Source organism: Pantoea sp. nfd-35, from assembly GCF_056892255.1.
Window position 1 is genome coordinate 527,863 of record NZ_CP122403.1, and the last position, 18,110, is coordinate 545,972.

General features: G+C 54.0%; 15 protein-coding genes and 3 tRNA genes. 17 read left to right on the forward strand and 1 reads right to left on the reverse strand.

The window, feature by feature from the left end; all coding sequences use genetic code 11:
- Positions 1-81: 81 nt before the first annotated feature.
- The 4 genes from orn (at position 82) to P9J57_RS02540 (ending at position 1,062) form a co-directional block, all read left to right on the forward strand.
- Positions 82-630, forward strand: a complete 549-nt coding sequence (orn, locus tag P9J57_RS02525; RefSeq protein ID WP_014604895.1) for an oligoribonuclease — start codon at positions 82-84, stop codon at positions 628-630.
- A gap of 153 nt (positions 631-783) precedes the next feature.
- Positions 784-859, forward strand: a tRNA-Gly gene (locus P9J57_RS02530).
- Between the two features lie 25 nt (positions 860-884).
- Positions 885-960: transfer RNA gene (locus P9J57_RS02535), tRNA-Gly, on the forward strand.
- A 26-nt stretch (positions 961-986) separates the two neighbouring features.
- Positions 987-1,062, forward strand: a tRNA-Gly gene (locus P9J57_RS02540).
- Positions 1,063-1,401: 339 nt separating this feature from the next.
- Here P9J57_RS02540 and queG read toward each other — a convergent pair.
- Entirely contained in the window at positions 1,402-2,541 is a 1,140-nt protein-coding gene (queG, locus tag P9J57_RS02545) for a tRNA epoxyqueuosine(34) reductase QueG (protein WP_013027410.1), read from the reverse strand.
- Here queG and nnr point away from each other — a divergent pair.
- The 13 genes from nnr (at position 2,540) to rnr (ending at position 18,057) form a co-directional block, all read left to right on the forward strand.
- Entirely contained in the window at positions 2,540-4,060 is a 1,521-nt protein-coding gene (gene nnr / locus P9J57_RS02550; protein WP_483279376.1) for a bifunctional ADP-dependent NAD(P)H-hydrate dehydratase/NAD(P)H-hydrate epimerase, read from the forward strand. The two genes, queG and nnr, sit on opposite strands and share 2 nt — an antisense overlap.
- Positions 4,057-4,533: a tRNA (adenosine(37)-N6)-threonylcarbamoyltransferase complex ATPase subunit type 1 TsaE gene (gene tsaE / locus P9J57_RS02555; RefSeq protein WP_015699417.1), complete on the forward strand. Its 477-nt coding sequence runs from the start codon at positions 4,057-4,059 to the stop codon at positions 4,531-4,533. Before nnr ends, tsaE begins: the two co-directional genes overlap by 4 nt.
- Positions 4,530-6,206: an N-acetylmuramoyl-L-alanine amidase AmiB gene (gene amiB, locus P9J57_RS02560; protein WP_013027407.1), complete on the forward strand. Its 1,677-nt coding sequence runs from the start codon at positions 4,530-4,532 to the stop codon at positions 6,204-6,206. The genes tsaE and amiB overlap by 4 nt, the downstream gene beginning before the upstream one ends.
- Before the next feature lie 49 nt (positions 6,207-6,255).
- Positions 6,256-8,094 (forward strand): DNA mismatch repair endonuclease MutL, encoded by a 1,839-nt coding sequence (gene mutL, locus P9J57_RS02565; RefSeq protein WP_014594725.1) that lies wholly within the window; start codon positions 6,256-6,258, stop codon positions 8,092-8,094.
- A complete protein-coding gene (gene miaA / locus P9J57_RS02570) occupies positions 8,087-9,037 on the forward strand; it encodes a tRNA (adenosine(37)-N6)-dimethylallyltransferase MiaA (RefSeq protein ID WP_015699418.1) in 951 nt (316 codons plus the stop codon). Before mutL ends, miaA begins: the two co-directional genes overlap by 8 nt.
- 104 nt (positions 9,038-9,141) lie before the next feature.
- Positions 9,142-9,456, forward strand: a complete 315-nt coding sequence (gene hfq, locus P9J57_RS02575; RefSeq protein ID WP_013027404.1) for an RNA chaperone Hfq — start codon at positions 9,142-9,144, stop codon at positions 9,454-9,456.
- 75 nt (positions 9,457-9,531) lie between these two features.
- Positions 9,532-10,812 (forward strand): ribosome rescue GTPase HflX, encoded by a 1,281-nt coding sequence (gene hflX, locus P9J57_RS02580; protein WP_013027403.1) that lies wholly within the window; start codon positions 9,532-9,534, stop codon positions 10,810-10,812.
- 166 nt (positions 10,813-10,978) lie between these two features.
- Complete coding sequence (hflK, locus tag P9J57_RS02585) at positions 10,979-12,211, forward strand: FtsH protease activity modulator HflK (protein ID WP_013027402.1); 1,233 nt, start codon at positions 10,979-10,981, stop codon at positions 12,209-12,211.
- A 3-nt stretch (positions 12,212-12,214) separates the two neighbouring features.
- Positions 12,215-13,219 carry a protease modulator HflC gene (gene hflC, locus P9J57_RS02590; RefSeq protein ID WP_013027401.1) on the forward strand — a complete coding sequence of 335 codons (1,005 nt, stop codon included), beginning with the start codon at positions 12,215-12,217 and terminating at the stop codon, positions 13,217-13,219.
- Positions 13,220-13,274: 55 nt separating this feature from the next.
- Positions 13,275-13,475 (forward strand): DUF2065 domain-containing protein, encoded by a 201-nt coding sequence (locus P9J57_RS02595; protein ID WP_013027400.1) that lies wholly within the window; start codon positions 13,275-13,277, stop codon positions 13,473-13,475.
- Between the two features lie 166 nt (positions 13,476-13,641).
- Positions 13,642-14,940, forward strand: a complete 1,299-nt coding sequence (locus tag P9J57_RS02600) for an adenylosuccinate synthase (RefSeq protein ID WP_013027399.1) — start codon at positions 13,642-13,644, stop codon at positions 14,938-14,940.
- A 221-nt stretch (positions 14,941-15,161) separates the two neighbouring features.
- Positions 15,162-15,605, forward strand: a complete 444-nt coding sequence (gene nsrR / locus P9J57_RS02605) for a nitric oxide-sensing transcriptional repressor NsrR (protein WP_014604899.1) — start codon at positions 15,162-15,164, stop codon at positions 15,603-15,605.
- Positions 15,606-15,621: 16 nt separating this feature from the next.
- Complete coding sequence (gene rnr / locus P9J57_RS02610; protein WP_013027397.1) at positions 15,622-18,057, forward strand: ribonuclease R; 2,436 nt, start codon at positions 15,622-15,624, stop codon at positions 18,055-18,057.
- Positions 18,058-18,110 lie beyond the last annotated feature (53 nt).

The window sequence follows — 18,110 nt, forward strand, 5'->3', positions numbered from 1 at the left end:
TGGATTTCGCCCTGAGGGGCAAAACGTCTATGATACACCTTATTCATGATGAATGACGACTCAGCAACCACAGGTAACAGCATGGCCACTGGAAACGAAAATAATCTAATTTGGATCGACCTTGAAATGACCGGACTCGATCCGGAACGCGATCGCATTATTGAGATCGCCACTATCGTGACCGATGCCGACCTCAATATCCTGGCTGAAGGGCCGGTGATGGCGGTTCATCAGTCAGATGCACAGCTCGCCTTAATGGACGAATGGAACGTTCGTACACATACGAATAGCGGTTTGGTGGAACGGGTAAAGGCCAGTAAGATTGACGATCGCGCTGCGGAAAAAGCGACTATCGAGTTCCTACAGCAGTGGGTGCCCGCAAACACCTCGCCCATCTGCGGCAACAGCATTGGGCAGGATCGCCGTTTCCTGTTCAAGTACATGCCAGAGCTGGAAGCCTATTTCCACTACCGCTATTTAGATGTCAGCACGCTCAAGGAACTGGCTCGTCGTTGGAAGCCAGACATTCTTCCAGGCTTCAAAAAGAGCGGCTCGCATCAGGCGTTAGACGATATTCGTGAGTCCGTTGCCGAACTGGCGTACTACCGCCAACACTTTTTGCAGCTTTAAACCGCAAAGGGTGCGCAGGAAATCGCCAGGTTGATGCAATAAGCAGCAAACGCATCAAAAGCGCAAATTTTTGCTGTAAGCATCTTGCAGCAGCAGCGATTTCTCGTATAATGCGCACCCCGTACCGGTGAAGAATTTATGACGGTACAAGGCGCGGGAATAGCTCAGTTGGTAGAGCACGACCTTGCCAAGGTCGGGGTCGCGAGTTCGAGTCTCGTTTCCCGCTCCAAATTATGTTTAGCAGTACCCTCTATGCGGGAATAGCTCAGTTGGTAGAGCACGACCTTGCCAAGGTCGGGGTCGCGAGTTCGAGTCTCGTTTCCCGCTCCAAAATATGTTTAGCAGTGCCCTTCTATGCGGGAATAGCTCAGTTGGTAGAGCACGACCTTGCCAAGGTCGGGGTCGCGAGTTCGAGTCTCGTTTCCCGCTCCAGTTTTGTCACTTTCTTTGTCGCAGCCTGCCAGGCTGGATGATGATCTTTAGTACTACAGTCAGAGTTATCCACAGCAGGACAGATGACTGTTCATGCTTTTTTGCCGTTCTGTAAAACTCTTTTAAACAGAGTTATCCACAGATATAGGGATTAAGCCAAACGCTAGACTCATTTGCAAAATAACACAAATTTTATTTAACTTATTGATAGTTAAAGAAATAATAATATTTCATTATGTTATTTGATTCTGTCACTTGTGTTATTACGATTGAATGACAAGGTGTTTTTATTTTTATTCACAGGATGTGGAAATCTGTTTCCTGTGCATCGTTGCGCAATCAGGCATCACGCGGCAATCCCTTCTCTATTACCCTGACGAGCCTTTTTTGCTGTGCTGGCTGTACGTCAATCTCTACGTGCTTTCGCTTATCCTGTTGCTGCGCAATGGCCCACTGAATATGTTCGTCCAGTAAATCACTTTCCCCCAGCCGCTGTTCGAGTATGGGGAGGATCTCTGCGCTCCACGGGGCATTCCCCAGCGCCACTGCAATATTGCGTGACCAGCGCTGATAACCAATTCGGCGGATGGGAGAGCCTTCGGTAATACGCAGGAATTTCGCTTCATCCCACTGAAACAGGGCGGTTAACGCTGGCGCATGCAGCGCTGCGCGGGGTGAAAAATCCGCTTCGTCAGTCAGTTGCCCATAGCGGTTCCAGGGACAGATGAGCTGGCAGTCGTCACAGCCATAAATGCGGTTCCCCATCAGGGGCCGCAGCGCTTCGGGGATGGCGCCTTCGAGCTCAATCGTCAGGTAGGAAATGCAGCGGCGGGCATCCACCGTGTAGGGCGCCACGATAGCGCCTGTCGGGCAAATCGTCATGCAGGCCACGCAGCGTCCACACTGCTCTTCCTGTGGGGAATCTATCGGCAGAGGCAGATCGATCAGCAATTCCCCCAGGAAAAACCATGAGCCCGCTTCGCGGTTCAGGATCAATGAGTGTTTGCCGGTCCAGCCCAATCCGGCTTTCTCTGCCAGAGGGCGTTCAAGCAGTGGGGCAGAATCGACAAACGGACGAAACTGGCTTTCGCCACAGTGGGCCTGAATCATTTCTCCGAGCTTTTTCAGGCGATTGCGCAATACTTTGTGATAATCACGGCCCAGCGCATAGCGGCTGACATAACCTAACTGTGGGTTTTTCAGCGTACTGGCGAAAGCGGCTTTGGCAGGAAGATAATTCATGCGCACGCTGATCACCCGCAGCGTACCGGGTAACAGCTCATGGGGACGCGCACGCATCATTCCATGGCGGGCCATCCATTCCATCTCGCCATGGTACTGTTTGTCCAGCCATGCCTGCAGACGCGGTTCTTCAGCGCTGAGATCGGTGTCGGTAATACCGACCTGCTGAAAGCCGAGATCGCGTCCCCACTGTTTAATGTGTTGAGCGAGTTGATCAAGATCGAGAGGGTATGACATGACTAACCAGAATTCGAAGAGAAACGGCAGCAGTTTACCACACTCTGTCTGGCCTGCGCAGGCACTGGCACAACTTGAGCGTGAGGGTGCCGATGCACTGGGTATCTCGCTCTACGAGCTGATGTTAAGGGCAGGACAGGCCGCCTATGAGCATATAACTGTCCACTGGCCGGATGCAGAGCACTGGCTGGTGCTGTGCGGTCATGGCAATAACGGAGGCGATGGTTATGTGGTTGCCCGTCTGGCGCAGGCTGCAGGCAAACAGGTGACGCTTCTGGCCTGTGATAGCGATAAGCCGCTGCCCGACGAAGCAGAGGCCGCCAGAAACAGCTGGCTTGAAGCGGGTGGGGTGATCCATGCGCCCGACGTGGCCTGGCCTGAAAAGGTCGATATTATCGTCGATGCGTTACTGGGAACAGGCATCAGCCGGGCGCCCGCCGAACCTGTTTCCACCCTGATAACTCAGGTAAACGCACATGACGCGCCGGTCATGGCGATTGACCTCCCCTCTGGTCTGTCTGCAGCGACAGGCAACATACCGGGAGAGGTTATCAATGCCACGCATACGTTGAGCGTTATTGCGCTGAAGCCCGGACAGCTTACCGGCAAGGCGCGGGACTGTATTGGGTCGCTTTACTTTGCCGACCTGGGACTGCAGAGCTTTCTGTCAGCGCAGTCGCCGCCTATGGCTCGCTATGATGCCCGTTTCTTATCCCACTGGCTGAAACCGCGTAAAGCAACGTCCCACAAAGGCGATCAGGGGCGTTTGTTGGTGATAGGCGGTGACAGCGGCACCGCCGGTGCCGTGCGGATGTCGGCAGAAGCCGCGCTACGAACGGGAAGTGGTTTGGTGCGAGTGCTTACTCACAAAGACAATATTATCCCTATCCTCACCGCGCGCCCGGAAATTATGGTGGATGTGCTCACGGACGCGGGACTGGCTGATGCGCTGGAATGGGCGGACGTCATCGCCATCGGTCCGGGGCTGGGACAGCGGGAATGGGGCAAAAAGGCGTTCGAAAAGGTTAAAAGTACTGAAAAGCCCATGCTTTGGGATGCAGATGCGCTTAACTTGCTGGCAATAAGCGCTGAGAAACGTCAGAATCGCATTATAACGCCGCATCCGGGTGAAGCTGCTCGTTTACTGGGTGTTAAGACCAGCGAAATTGAGAGTGACCGCTTACAAGCCGCACGAGAGCTGGCGAAACGTTATGGTGGCGTTGCCGTATTAAAAGGTGCGGGCACGATTATCGCCAGTGAAAACGGGCAAATGGCGTTTGCCGATGTGGGTAATGCCGGGATGGCATCGGGCGGAATGGGTGATGTGCTCACCGGTATTATTGCCTCGTTAATGGGACAAAAATTGGCGCTGTTTGATGCTGCCTGTGCAGGTTGTGTTGCTCACGGTGCTGCCGCTGATACGTTGGCTGAGCAGCGGGGCACGCGCGGCATGCTGGCATCAGACTTATTTGATCTGCTGTGGCAGTTTGTTAATCCAGAGATGAATCAAGAAGCATGAAGAGCTGTGTTATATCTTTGCCCAATGAGGCGGCAACACTCGAACTGGGTGCTCAACTGGCGCAGGCCTGTGGCAATGCGGCGGTGATCTATCTTTATGGCGACCTCGGCGCAGGAAAGACCACCTTCAGCCGCGGTTTCTTGCAGGCATCCGGTCATCCGGGCAATGTGAAAAGCCCTACCTACACCCTCGTCGAGCCTTATGTTCTTGAAGGGCGTTCCGTTTATCATTTCGATCTCTACCGCCTTGCCGATCCGGAAGAGCTGGAGTTTATGGGCATTCGTGACTACTTCACGAACGACGCGGTTTGTCTGGTTGAGTGGCCCCAACAGGGCGCCGGTATTTTGCCCCCGCCGGACGTGGCGTTGACGCTCCGTTATGTCGATGAAGCGCGGCAAGCCGAGCTGGTTGCGCACTCCGCCCAGGGGCAGCGCTGGGTTGATCAGATCGAACAAGGCAGGGTCCGGGCATGATGACATGGATGAAAATGCTCGTTGTGGCAGGATTGCTACTCATTACCGGCCCCCTGTTTGCCGCTAACCTGTCTGATATTCAGGTATCGAATGGCGGAAATCAGGCCACGGTTACGCTGAGTTTTTCCGGCCAACCGGTTTATGCCTACTTTCCGCTACACAATCCCGACCGTGTGGTGCTGGATATTCGTCAAAGCGGCGTCATCAAAGGCTTACCCCTGACGTTTAGCGGCGATAACATCGTTAAACGCATTCGTACCAGTACCCCAAAAGATAAACAAAGCATACGTCTGGTCTTTGAGCTGACGCAGTCTGGAAAAACCCGCGCCGTTACGCAACGCAACGGCAGTCAGTACAGCGTGGTCTTTACCATACAGGGTAAACATCCGGCCGTTACGCGCAGCGCGCCCGTGGTTGCAGCCGAGCCTGCGCCGACACGAGCACGGGAAACCGCAGCCAGTAATCCGTTCAATGCTAACCCGGTGACCACGGTCACCAACACCAACAGCACGGTCCGTCCCGGTGGGGTTGCCAGCCGAAACGACACGGTTATTGTAGCCATTGATGCCGGACACGGAGGCCAGGATCCCGGGGCGATAGGCCAGCACGGACTTAAAGAGAAAAACGTCACCATCGCCATTGCGCGTAAACTGAAAGTGTTGTTAAACGACGATCCCATGTTCAAAGGGGTTCTGACGCGTGACGGCGACTATTTTATCTCTGTAATGGGCCGTTCAGACGTTGCGCGCAAAGCGAATGCTAACGTGCTGGTGTCAATTCACGCCGATGCGGCACCCAGCCATGCGGCAACCGGAGCCTCTGTTTGGGTATTGTCTAACCGCCGCGCGAACAGTGAGATGGCAAACTGGCTGGAGCAGAAAGAGAAACAGTCAGAACTGTTAGGCGGAGCAGGCGATCTGCTGGCGAACAGTCAGGCCGATCCCTATCTGAGTCAGGCCGTGCTCGATTTGCAGTTTGGTCACTCGCAGCGCGTCGGGTATGACATCGCGACGAAGGTGATTCAGCAGCTGCGTGGCGTCACGTCTTTACACAAGCGTTTACCTGAGCATGCCAGTCTTGGCGTGTTACGTTCGCCGGATATTCCTTCCCTGTTGGTGGAAACCGGTTTTATTAGTAATGCCTCGGAGGAGCGACTGCTCGGCAGTAGCGCACACCAGGATAAGATTGCTCAGTCGATATATAAAGGACTGCGCGCTTATTTCCTGGCGCACCCGCTACAATCGGTCCCAAAGGAGGAAAACCGGCCGCTGGCTACGTCGCCAGCGGTCAGCGTAGTCAGTAATCCGGCGACCGGAGAGACGCAGTATACGGGCGCCATTCAGCGGCATACCGTAACGCGCGGCGAAACGCTCTCAGGAATCGCGGCAAAATATGGCGTGAGCATGGCAACACTGCGGCAGATGAACACCCTGAAGCGCGATGTTGTTTGGGTGGGGCAGCGGCTGAAAGTTCCGGCCAGTGCGGTGGCCAGCCGTACCGCACCGGCTTCCTCAGGGGCGCATCGCCCGGTGCGGCATAAAGTGGTGCGGGGAGACTCGCTGAGCAGTATCGCCGCGCATTATGGCGTCAGCCCTAAATCGATTCTCCAGGCGAATAACCTGAAATCCACCAACGTGATGTTGGGTCAGAACCTGAAAATCCCTGCATCCTGATTGTTAGCCCGGCCGCCGTGCCGGGTTGTCAGCCACAAGGATATCCAGCATGCCAATACAAATTTTGCCGCCGCAACTCGCAAACCAAATTGCGGCGGGAGAAGTGGTTGAGCGTCCTGCATCGGTCGTCAAAGAGCTGGTGGAAAACAGCCTTGATGCCGGGGCGACGCGCATTGATGTGGAAATTGAAAAGGGTGGCGCAAAACTGATTCGCATCCGCGATAACGGCTGCGGTATAGCGAAAAATGAGCTGGCAATGGCGCTGGCTCGGCATGCCACGAGTAAAATTGCTTCGCTGGACGATCTTGAGGCCATTATGAGCCTGGGCTTTCGCGGTGAAGCCCTGGCCAGTATCAGCTCAGTGTCTCGTCTGACCCTGACATCGCGCACGGCTGAGCAAAACGAAGCCTGGCAGGCGTATGCTGAAGGGCGCGATATGGACGTTACTGTTAAGCCCGCCGCCCATCCTTGTGGATCGACGCTGGAAGTGCTTGACCTGTTTTACAACACGCCAGCCCGGCGCAAATTCATGCGCACTGAAAAAACTGAATTCGGGCATATTGATGAAGTGATCCGGCGCATCGCGCTGGCGCGCTTTGACGTGGCTATCTCATTAAGCCATAACGGCAAACTGATGCGTCAGTACCGGGCCGTCAATGATGACGGGCAACGTGAGCGTCGGCTGGGTGCCATATGCGGGACGACCTTCATGCAGCATGCGCTACGCATAGACTGGCAACATGATGACCTTGTATTGCGCGGCTGGGTTGCCGATCCGTCCGGCTCCCGTCAGGTGAGTGATATTCAGTATTGCTATGTTAATGGCCGCATGATGCGTGACAAGCTGATCAATCATGCTATACGTCAGGCGTTTCAGAGCCAGCTACAGGATGATCAGCACCCCGCTTACGTCTTGTATTTAGAGATAGATCCGCATCAGGTCGATGTAAATGTGCATCCGGCAAAACACGAAGTGCGTTTTCATCAGTCACGTCTGGTGCATGACTTCATCTATCAGGGCGTCATGAGCGTGCTGCAGGAAAGCGCCTCCCCGGTTCTGCCAACGTTACAGGCTGAAGAACCCACTCCGCGTTGGCAGCAGGAGAACCGCCAGGCGGCAGGCGGCAATCATTTCAGCCAGCCGGCTGTCACAGGTGACGCGGCCAGGCCATCGGTTGCACCCGCCTGGCAAAATAAAGACGCCGGATACAGCCAACGCGAAGGCCGGGTTTACCAGCAGCTTCTTAAAACGCCGGCGAGTTCGCCGGCAACCAAAAGTGCCGAGCCTGCGGCACGAGAGCCGGTCAGTGCCGTGCCACCTCTGGCGGCTCACGCCCACAGTTTTGGCCGCGTGTTAACCGTGCTTGAAGGCCAGTATGCTCTGCTTGAGCAGGGCCAGCGGTTACTGCTAATGGCTCTGCCTGTGGCAACCCGCTGGTTAAAGCAGGCACAGTTAGAACCTACCGAAGGTGGGCTGAAATCACAGCCGCTTTTGATCCCGGTGCGGTTAAAAATCGCCTCGGCGGAGCGCAAGGCGGCCCAGGAAAATCTCAGCCTGCTCAACCTGATGGGCATTGATTTACACCCTGAGGGTGACCACATTATCCTGCGTGCGGTGCCTTTACCGTTACGAACACAAAATTTACAAATCTTGATTCCTGAACTGTTAGGCTATCTCGCCCGGCAGCAAGAGAACTCTGCTACGCAACTGGCCCAGTGGCTGGCGCGACGTGAAGATGCAGAGCCTCAACACTGGAATCACTCCCAGGCGATTACCTTGCTGGCTGAGCTCGAAAGGCTTTGTCCGCAGTTACTGAAATCGCCACCTTCTGGCTTAGTACAAGCCATTGAGATTGAGAGCGCGGTCAACGCGTTGAAGCATGAGTGAACTGAACCAGGCTGGCCGGCCAAAGGCAATATTTTTGATGGGGCCTACAGCGTCAGGCAAAACCGCATTAGCGATCGAATTGCGCAAGCACTTACCTGTAGAGCTTATCAGCGTAGATTCGGCTCTGATTTATCGTCAGATGGATGTCGGTACGGCAAAACCCTCTGCAGAAGAGCGGGCGCTGGCGCCCCATCGTTTGCTGGACATTCGCGATCCTGCCGAAGCCTATTCGGCGGCAGAGTTCCGGCGGGATGCGTTAGCAGAAATGGCGGATATCGTTCAGCATGGACGAATTCCGTTGCTTGTTGGTGGAACTATGCTCTACTTCAAGGCGTTACTTGAAGGATTGTCGCCGCTGCCCTCGGCCGATCCGGAGGTTCGTCAAAAAATAGAGCAAATGGCGAATGAAAGAGGCTGGGAAGCTTTACATCGTCAACTTTGCGAAATTGATCCGGTCGCAGGCAGTCGTATTCATCCGAATGATCCGCAGAGACTTTCGCGAGCACTGGAAGTTTTTTTTATTTCGGGTAAAACTTTAACGGAACTGACAAAAATTTCTGGTGAAGCGTTACCCTACGATGTGCATCAGTTTGCTATCGCCCCCGCGAACCGCGAACTGTTGCATCAACGCATCGCACTGCGTTTTGATCAGATGTTGGCGTCAGGATTTGAAGCGGAGTCTCGGGCCCTGTTTGCACGAGGTGATTTGCATACGGATATGCCTTCCATTCGTTGTGTTGGCTATCGCCAAATGTGGTCGTATTTGGCTGGCGAGATCGATTACGACGAAATGGTTTATCGGGGAGTTTGCGCAACCCGGCAACTCGCTAAACGCCAGATGACCTGGTTACGTGGTTGGGAAAATATTCACTGGCTAGACAGTGATGAACCTCACTCAGCGCGTGATACAGTACTGAAGGTTGTTAGTGCGAAGCATGGGTGATTGTGTACAATTGGCAAGTTACGTGCGCAAATTTTTACGCAGTTTTTTTCAGAACCACTGTGTTCTACAAGCAACAAACAACAAGCATATAAGGAAAAGATAGAATGGCTAAGGGGCAATCATTACAAGACCCGTTTCTGAACGCACTGCGTCGTGAACGTGTTCCGGTTTCGATTTATTTGGTTAACGGTATTAAGCTGCAAGGTCAGATCGAATCCTTTGATCAGTTCGTGATCTTGTTGAAAAACACGGTAAGTCAGATGGTTTATAAGCACGCCATTTCTACCGTCGTGCCTTCACGCCCGGTTTCTCACCATAGCAACAATACCGGCGGTGGCAGCAGCAACAATTACCATCATGGCGGCAGCAGCACTTCTGCGCAGTCGCAGCCACAACAAGACGGTGATAACGCAGAGTAAGGCGGCACCGTTTAACCAGGATCGGAAAGCGTCAGGTTTTCCATCCTGGTCTTTTTATATAAGCGAGGTTATAGCTTGTTTGACCGTTATGATGCCGGTGAGCAGGCCGTACTGGTACACATCTGGTTCTCCCAAGACAAAGAGCTGGAAGATTTACAGGAATTCGAAACCCTGGTGTCTTCTGCTGGCGTTGAAGCACTGCAGGTTGTCACCGGCAGTCGTAAAGCGCCACACCCAAAGTATTTTGTCGGTGAAGGAAAGGCCGTTGAAATTGCCGATGCGGTAAAAACAAGTGGAGCATCGGTCGTTCTTTTCGATCATGCTTTAACGCCCGCTCAGGAACGTAATCTTGAGCGCCTGTGCGAGTGCCGTGTTATCGACCGCACTGGCTTGATTCTTGATATTTTTGCCCAACGCGCACGTACCCACGAAGGTAAATTGCAGGTTGAGCTGGCGCAGTTGCGTCACCTTGCAACACGTCTGGTACGTGGCTGGACGCACCTTGAACGCCAGAAGGGCGGGATTGGCCTGCGTGGTCCGGGTGAAACCCAGTTAGAAACTGACCGCCGTTTACTTCGCGGGCGCATTAGCCAGATTTTGTCGCGTCTTGAACGTGTTGAAAAACAGCGCGAGCAGGGCCGCCAGGCGCGTGCCAAAGCGGACGTCCCGACTGTTTCACTGGTGGGCTACACCAACGCCGGTAAATCTACTCTCTTTAACGCCATTACGTCTGCCAATGTCTATGCCGCGGACCAGCTGTTTGCGACGCTGGACCCCACGCTGCGTCGGCTAAACGTCGCTGATGTGGGCGAAGTGGTGTTGGCCGATACCGTTGGCTTCATTCGCCACCTGCCGCACGATCTGGTTGCCGCCTTCAAAGCTACCCTGCAAGAGACGCGTCAGGCCACGCTGCTGATGCACGTGATCGATGCCGCCGATGTCCGGGTTAATGAAAATATCGGCGCGGTTAATGAGGTGTTGGAGGAAATCGACGCTGATGAAATCCCCACGTTACTGATCATGAATAAGATCGACATGCTGGACGGTTTTGAGCCGCGCATCGACCGTGATGAAGAAAATATGCCGGTCCGCGTGTGGCTCTCTGCACAGTCCGGCGTCGGCATTCCTTTATTGTGGCAGGCGCTTTCCGAGCGGTTGTCCGGTGAAATTGCGCAGTATGATTTACGTCTGCCGCCGGAGGCGGGTCGCTTACGCAGCCGCTTCTATCAGTTGCAGGCGATTGAAAAAGAGTGGAACGAAGAAGACGGCTGTGTAGGGTTGCATGTGCGTATGCCCGTGATTGACTGGCGCCGCTTGTGCAAGCAGGAGCCGTCGCTGACCAGTTATATTGTTTGATATTGCCAAATCGAACTTACTCTGAGGATTTTATGTTGTCGTGCGGCGTTGGGGGTTTGCTCTCTGACAGTGACTTTGCAAAGGGTCAGGGCAATGAGCGTAGCCAGCGTAGCGACAATACGGAATACAACGGGTAAGCCGCTAAAACTATAAATGGAGTAATGACATGGCGTGGAATCAGCCCGGAAATAACGGACAGGACCGCGACCCGTGGGGAAGCAGCAATAATCAAGGCGGCAACTCTGGGGGAAATAAGGGAGGTAAGGAATCTGGGCCTCCTGATCTGGATGATATCTTCCGTAAACTGAGCAAAAAGCTCGGCGGATTCGGTGGTGGCAAAAAAGGTGATAACGGTCAGCGCAGTTCCGGTGGTAGTGGCAAAATCTTTGGTATCGTCGCCGTAGCCGCCGTCGTCATCTGGGCCGCGAGCGGATTTTACACGATAAAAGAAGCCGAGCGGGGCGTAGTCACTCGCTTTGGTAAGTTCAGCCACCTGGTGGAGCCGGGCCTGAACTGGAAACCGACCTTTATCGATCAGGTGCGTGCGGTCAACGTCGAAGCCGTTCGCGAACTGGCGGCATCAGGTGTGATGCTGACCTCTGATGAAAACGTCGTGCGCGTTGAAATGAACGTGCAGTATCGCGTTACCGATCCTGAGCGCTATTTATTCGCGGTGACCAGCGCCGACGACAGCCTGCGTCAGGCAACCGACAGCGCCCTGCGTGGCGTCATTGGTCGCTCTACCATGGATCGTATTCTGACCGAAGGTCGTACGGTCGTGCGTAGCGAAACCCAGCGTGAAATCGACGAAACCATTCGTCCTTACAATATGGGCATTACGGTTCTCGACGTGAACTTCCAGGCGGCACGTCCACCAGAAGAAGTGAAGTCGGCGTTTGACGATGCGATTGCCGCACGTGAAAACCGTGAGCAGTACGTACGTGAAGCCGAAGCCTATGCCAACGAAGTTCAGCCGCGTGCTAACGGTCGTGCACAGCGTGTGCTGGAAGAAGCGCGTGCCTATAAAGAGCGTACGGTTCTGGAAGCACAGGGTGAAGTCGCGCGTTTTGCCAAGCTGTTGCCTGAGTACAAAGCCGCGCCGGAAATCACCAAAGAGCGTCTGTATATCGAGACCATGGAACGCGTGCTGAGCCATACACGTAAAGTGCTGGTGAACGATCGCGGTAACAATCTGATGGTCCTGCCTCTCGATCAACTGATGCGTGGCGGCGAGTCTTCATCCGCGAAGAGTGGACAAAAAAGCAGCTCAACATTGCCCTCGCTTTCCGATCGCAGTGCCAGCCGCAATGACACGTCGTCATACAGTCCAGACAGCATCATGGATCAGCGTCGAGCCAATGCTCTGCGCAACGATACCCAGCGCGAAGGGAGAGAGTAATCAATGCGTAAGCCAGTAATTGTACTAATCATTATCGCGTTGGTGGCCTTTTATGCGTCGCTGTTCGTGGTTCAGGAAGGCGAGCGCGGTATCGTTCTGCGCTTTGGTAAAGTGTTACGCGATAGCGAAAACAAACCGCAGGTATTTGCGCCGGGTCTTCATTTTAAAATTCCGTTTATCGAAACGGTTAAGATGCTGGATGCACGTATCCAGACCATGGACAACCAGGCCGATCGCTTTGTAACCAAAGAGAAGAAAGACCTGATCGTGGACTCTTACATCAAGTGGCGCATCAGCGATTTCAGTCGTTACTACCTGGCGACCGGTGGCGGGGATGTTTCTCAGGCTGAAGTCCTGCTGAAACGTAAATTCAGTGACCGTTTACGTTCAGAGATGGGACGTCTTGACGTTAAAGACATCGTGACCGATTCACGAGGCCGTTTAACCACCGACGTGCGCGATGCATTGAACACAGGTACGGCGGGCGGTGACGATGAAGTTGCCACGCCTGCTGCGGATGATGCTATCGCCAGTGCAGCCGCGCGGGTTGAGCGTGAAACCAACAGCAGCGAACCTGCGCCTAATCCAAACAGTATGGCGGCGTTAGGGATTCAGGTTGTAGATGTGCGCATCAAACAGATCAACCTGCCGACGGAAGTGTCGGATGCGATCTTCAACCGTATGCGCGCAGAACGTGAAGCCGTTGCACGTAGTCAGCGTTCGCAGGGTCAGGAAGAGGCCGAAAAACTGCGCGCCCAGGCCGATTACCAGGTCACCCGTACGCTGGCAGAAGCACAGCGTGAGGCATTGATTACCCGCGGTGATGGTGATGCAGAAGCGGCGAAACTGTTTGCCAACGCATTCAGCCAGGATCCGGATTTCTATGCCTTTATCCGCAGCCTGCGCGCGTATGAAAACAGCTTCAATGAAAATCAGGACGTCATGGTGCTGAGCCCGGATAGCGACTTCTTCCGCTATATGAAGGCGCCTTCTAACGCCACGCGCTAAGAACTGATATAACTAACAGGCCGACAATGTTGTCGGCCTTTTTTTTGGATGCAGTATGAACGTGAATATCTGGATGGCACTGGCGTTGGTTCTGGTGCTGGAAGGCCTGGGGCCAATGTTTATGCCACGTCTGTGGCGACGTGTGATTTTGAGCATGACACAATTGCCCGATCGCCTGTTACATCGATTTGGCGGGGGATTGGTGGTGGCAGGAATGGTGATTTACTGTATGTTGCGTCTGCATGGCGAACTCTGATGCGTTCAGCCTCGCCGTCTGAATGGTATCTCAGCCTCGATTTTACCCCTGGATGTTGTAGTGATCAAAACTCAGGCAAAAAAGCGCGCAATCGTATGCTAAAAGTGCTGAAAACCGAAAAATCAGATGGTAGAATCCTTTTTTAAGCAATCGGTGATTTTGAGAAATGGGTAAGAACGTCGTCGTACTGGGCACCCAATGGGGTGACGAAGGTAAAGGTAAGATTGTAGACCTTCTGACTGAGCGCGCTAATTACGTTGTGCGTTATCAAGGCGGCCACAATGCGGGCCATACACTTGTCATCAACGGTGAAAAAACCGTCCTCCACTTAATCCCTTCTGGCATTCTGCGTGACAACGTTACCAGCATCATTGGTAATGGCGTGGTGCTTTCTCCTGAAGCTCTGATGAAAGAGATGAAAGGCCTGGAAGAGCGTGGAATTCCGGTACGCGAACGTCTGCTGATTTCTGAAGCCTGCCCGTTGATCCTGCAATACCATGTGGCAATGGATATGGCGCGCGAGAAAGCGCGTGGTGCAAAAGCCATTGGTACCACAGGTCGCGGTATCGGTCCTGCTTATGAAGACAAAGTAGCCCGCCGTGCACTGCGCGTCAGCGACCTGTTTAACAAAGAAACCTTTGCAGCCAAGCTGAAAGAAGTGATCGACCTGTATAACTTCCAGCTGGTGCATTACTACAAAGAAGAAGCCGTTGACTACGACAAAGTGCTGAGCGATGTGATGGCGGTTGCCGACATCCTCACCAGCATGGTTGTTGACGTTTCTGAACTGTTAGACGTGGCGCGTAAGCGTGGCGATCTGATCATGTTCGAAGGTGCCCAGGGCACGCTGCTGGATATTGACCACGGTACTTATCCCTATGTGACCTCCTCAAATACCACTGCCGGTGGCGTGGCGACGGGGTCAGGTATTGGTCCACGCTTTGTGGATTACGTCCTGGGTATCGTTAAAGCTTACTCCACGCGTGTCGGTGCAGGCCCGTTCCCGACCGAGTTATTCGACGAAACCGGTGAGTTCCTGTGCAAGCAGGGCAATGAGTTTGGCGCCACAACAGGCCGTCGCCGCCGTACTGGCTGGCTGGATGCGGTCGCTGTACGTCGTGCCGTGCAGATTAACTCGCTCTCCGGTTTCTGCATGACCAAGCTGGACGTGCTGGATGGTCTGAAAGAAGTGAAAATTTGTGTGGCTTACCGCATGCCTGATGGCAGCGAAGTCACCACCACGCCGCTGGCAGCGGAAAACTGGGAAGGCATTGAGCCGATCTACGAAACCCTGCCGGGCTGGAGCGAGACAACCTTTGGCGTGAAAACGCTGGAAGGCCTGCCCCAGGCCGCGCGTGACTACATTAAACGTGTAGAAGAAGTGACCGGTGTGCCAATTGATATTATTTCAACGGGTCCAGACCGTAGCGAGACGATGATTCTGCGCGATCCCTTCAACGCATAATCATCCTGTGGCCGGACATTGTCCGGCCTTTGTTTTTTATGTAATTTGATGCCACTAAACGCCCCTTCGCTTGTCAAACCCTTCACTGGCTGAAAAAATACACAGTCGTCAACAGTCTGGTTTATCATCGTAGCTCAATACGAAAGAGCCAGTTCAACATTGAAATAAAGAGCAGGACGGGCGAGCATAGACGTGCCACCGGATGATTGACTGAGGTCACTGTGCAGCTAACAAGTTTTACCGATTACGGCCTGCGGGCGCTGATTTACATGGCCACCTTGCCGGAAGGCAGGCTGACCAATATCACTGAAGTCACCGATACCTATGGCGTATCGCGTAATCATATGGTCAAAATTATCAATCAGCTTAGTCGTGCAGGATTCGTCTCCGCCATTCGTGGTAAAAATGGTGGCATCCGCCTGGGCATGAGCGCCAGGGACATCGTGATAGGTGAAGTGGTACGCAAAATGGAGCCACTACAGTTAGTGGATTGCTCGAACTGCTCTATCGCGCCCGCCTGCCGCCTTAAAAAGGCCTTACATGACGCCGTGCAGCTGTTTTTACAGGAGCTGGATGGCTACACGCTGGCAGACTTAGTAGAAGGTAATACACCTTTATATGAAATTATATTGTCCGAACCGCCGGTGGCAATGAATATTAAATGACATCGGAGGAACCGTAATGTCAAAAGATCCTTTTCTGGACAGAGAAGCTGAAAAGTACGAAAACCCTATTCCAAGCCGTGAATTTATTCTGGCGTTATTAGAAAAACGAGAAAAACCGGCCAGCCGTGAAGAGCTGGCACAAGAGATGAACCTGCAGGAAGAAGAACACCTCGAAGCCTTGCGCCGTCGTTTACGTGCGATGGAGCGTGACGGTCAGTTAGTTTTTACCCGCCGCCAGTGTTATGCCTTGCCAGAACGTCTCGATCTGCTCCGTGGAAAAGTCATTGGCCACCGTGATGGCTATGGCTTTCTGCGCGCAGAAGGACAAAAAGACGATCTCTACCTGTCTGCGGAACAGATGAAATTCTGCATGCACGGCGACGTGATTCTGGCCCAGCCACTGGGTGCGGATCGCAAAGGCCGCCGTGAAGCCCGTGTGGTGCGGGTACAGGAACCGCGTAACAATCAAATCGTCGGCCGCTACTTTACGGACGCGGGCGTGGGATTTGTGGTGCCTGATGACAGCCGTCTGAGCTTCGACATCCTGATTGGCCCTGACGAAACCATGAATGCCCGAATGGGCTCCGTGGTGGTGGTTGAGCTGTTGCAGCGCCCGACGCGTCGTTCGAAGGCGATCGGCAAAATCGCAGAGATTCTGGGCGATGACATGGGCACCAGCCTGGCGGTCGATATGGCGCTGCGCACGCATGAAATTCCGCACAGCTGGCCGCCAGAAGTTGAGGCTCAGGTGGGCAAACTGAATGAAGAGGTCCCGGAGTCGGCAAAAAAAGGCCGTGTTGACCTTCGCGATCTGCCATTGGTCACTATTGATGGTGAAGATGCGCGCGACTTCGATGATGCGGTTTACTGCGAGAAAAAACGCGGCGGCGGCTGGCGGCTGTGGGTCGCGATTGCAGACGTCAGTTACTATGTTCGTCCCGGCACACCGCTTGACAACGAAGCGCAGCAGCGCGGTACCTCGGTCTATTTCCCTTCGCAGGTGGTGCCGATGCTGCCGGAAGTGCTGTCGAACGGCTTGTGTTCGCTGAATCCACAGGTCGATCGCCTGTGTATGGTGTGCGAAATGACCGTGTCGTCAAAAGGTAAGCTCACCGGCTTTAAGCATTATGAAGCCGTGATGAACTCCCATGCACGTCTGACCTATAACAAAGTCTGGAATATTCTGCAGGGCAATCCGGAACTGCGTGAGCAATATGCGCCGCTGGTGAAAGACCTGCAGGAACTGCACAACATGTATCAGGTGCTGGAAACGGCCCGTGAAGAGCGCGGCGGCATCTCATTTGAAACCGAAGAAGCGAAATTTATCTTCAACGCGGAACGTCGAATTGAACGTGTCGAGCGCACCTCACGCAATGATGCTCACAAGCTGATTGAAGAGTGCATGATTCTGGCAAACATTGCCTCCGCGCGTTTCGTCGAGAAGCATCAGGAACCGGCACTGTTCCGCGATCACGATCGTCCCAGCGATGACAGTATCAAAAGCTTCCGCACGGTATTGAATGAGTTGGGTCTGAGCTTACCGGGCGGTAACAAACCGCAGCCGATCGATTACGCCGCGCTACTGGATCAGGTTGCCGATCGCCCCGACGCGGAAATGCTGCAAACCATGCTGCTGCGTTCCATGAAACAGGCGGTGTACGATCCGGAAAACCGGGGCCACTTTGGCCTGGCGCTGGCCTCTTATGCGCACTTCACTTCGCCAATCCGCCGCTATCCGGATTTGTTACTGCATCGCGCCATCAAGTATCTGCTGGCAAAAGAGCAGGGCGAAGTAAAAGGCCTGACCACGGCTACCGGCGGCTACCATTACGATATGCAACAGATGCTGCAGCTGGGCCAGCACTGCTCCATGACAGAGCGCCGTGCCGATGAGGCCACTCGCGATGTGGCAGACTGGCTGAAGTGTGACTTTATGCAGGATCAGGTAGGCAACGTCTTTAACGGCGTGATCTCCAGCGTGACCGGATTCGGCTTCTTTGTGCGCCTGAGCGATCTCTTTATCGACGGGCTGGTTCATGTCTCTACGCTGGACAACGACTACTATCGTTTCGATCCGGTAGGGCAGCGACTGATTGGCGAATCTGGCGGTCGTACCTATCGCCTGGGCGATACCGTTGAAGTGCGGGTCGAAGCGGTCCATATGGACGAGCGTAAAATCGACTTTGCGCTGGTTTCCAGCAAGCGCCAGGTACGTGGCGAAGGCAAAACGGAACGGGATAAGGCGAAGCGGAACGCTAAGGCACCGACGAAGCATCGCCGCCAGGCCGGTCGCAAAACGAATTTCGAGCCGGATTCAGCCTTCCGCAACAGCAGCAGTCAGCCTGCTGCAGCAAAGACTGAGAAAAAAAGTAAAAAAGTTTCCGAGAAAACCCGTAAAATCGCCGCCGCCACCAAGGCTAAGCGTGCCGCGAAGAAGGCGAAGCCGGCCTGATGCGCACATCAGCCCCTGCGTGCGTGCATGCAGGGGCTGTTATCCATTCATTT

Bases quoted from the DNA above. Each gene is read 5' to 3' on its own strand.
- queG (WP_013027410.1), bottom strand. From the start codon at position 2,541: ATGTCATACCCTCTCGATCTTGATCAACTCGCTCAACACATTAAACAG.
- hflC (WP_013027401.1), top strand. From the start codon at position 12,215: ATGCGTAAGCCAGTAATTGTACTAATCATTATCGCGTTGGTGGCCTTT.
- miaA (WP_015699418.1), top strand. From the start codon at position 8,087: ATGAGTGAACTGAACCAGGCTGGCCGGCCAAAGGCAATATTTTTGATG.
- tsaE (WP_015699417.1), top strand. From the start codon at position 4,057: ATGAAGAGCTGTGTTATATCTTTGCCCAATGAGGCGGCAACACTCGAA.
- P9J57_RS02595 (WP_013027400.1), top strand. From the start codon at position 13,275: ATGAACGTGAATATCTGGATGGCACTGGCGTTGGTTCTGGTGCTGGAA.
- rnr (WP_013027397.1), top strand. From the start codon at position 15,622: ATGTCAAAAGATCCTTTTCTGGACAGAGAAGCTGAAAAGTACGAAAAC.
- mutL (WP_014594725.1), top strand. From the start codon at position 6,256: ATGCCAATACAAATTTTGCCGCCGCAACTCGCAAACCAAATTGCGGCG.
- orn (WP_014604895.1), top strand. From the start codon at position 82: ATGGCCACTGGAAACGAAAATAATCTAATTTGGATCGACCTTGAAATG.
- nnr (WP_483279376.1), top strand. From the start codon at position 2,540: ATGACTAACCAGAATTCGAAGAGAAACGGCAGCAGTTTACCACACTCT.
- amiB (WP_013027407.1), top strand. From the start codon at position 4,530: ATGATGACATGGATGAAAATGCTCGTTGTGGCAGGATTGCTACTCATT.
- hfq (WP_013027404.1), top strand. From the start codon at position 9,142: ATGGCTAAGGGGCAATCATTACAAGACCCGTTTCTGAACGCACTGCGT.
- hflK (WP_013027402.1), top strand. From the start codon at position 10,979: ATGGCGTGGAATCAGCCCGGAAATAACGGACAGGACCGCGACCCGTGG.
- P9J57_RS02600 (WP_013027399.1), top strand. From the start codon at position 13,642: ATGGGTAAGAACGTCGTCGTACTGGGCACCCAATGGGGTGACGAAGGT.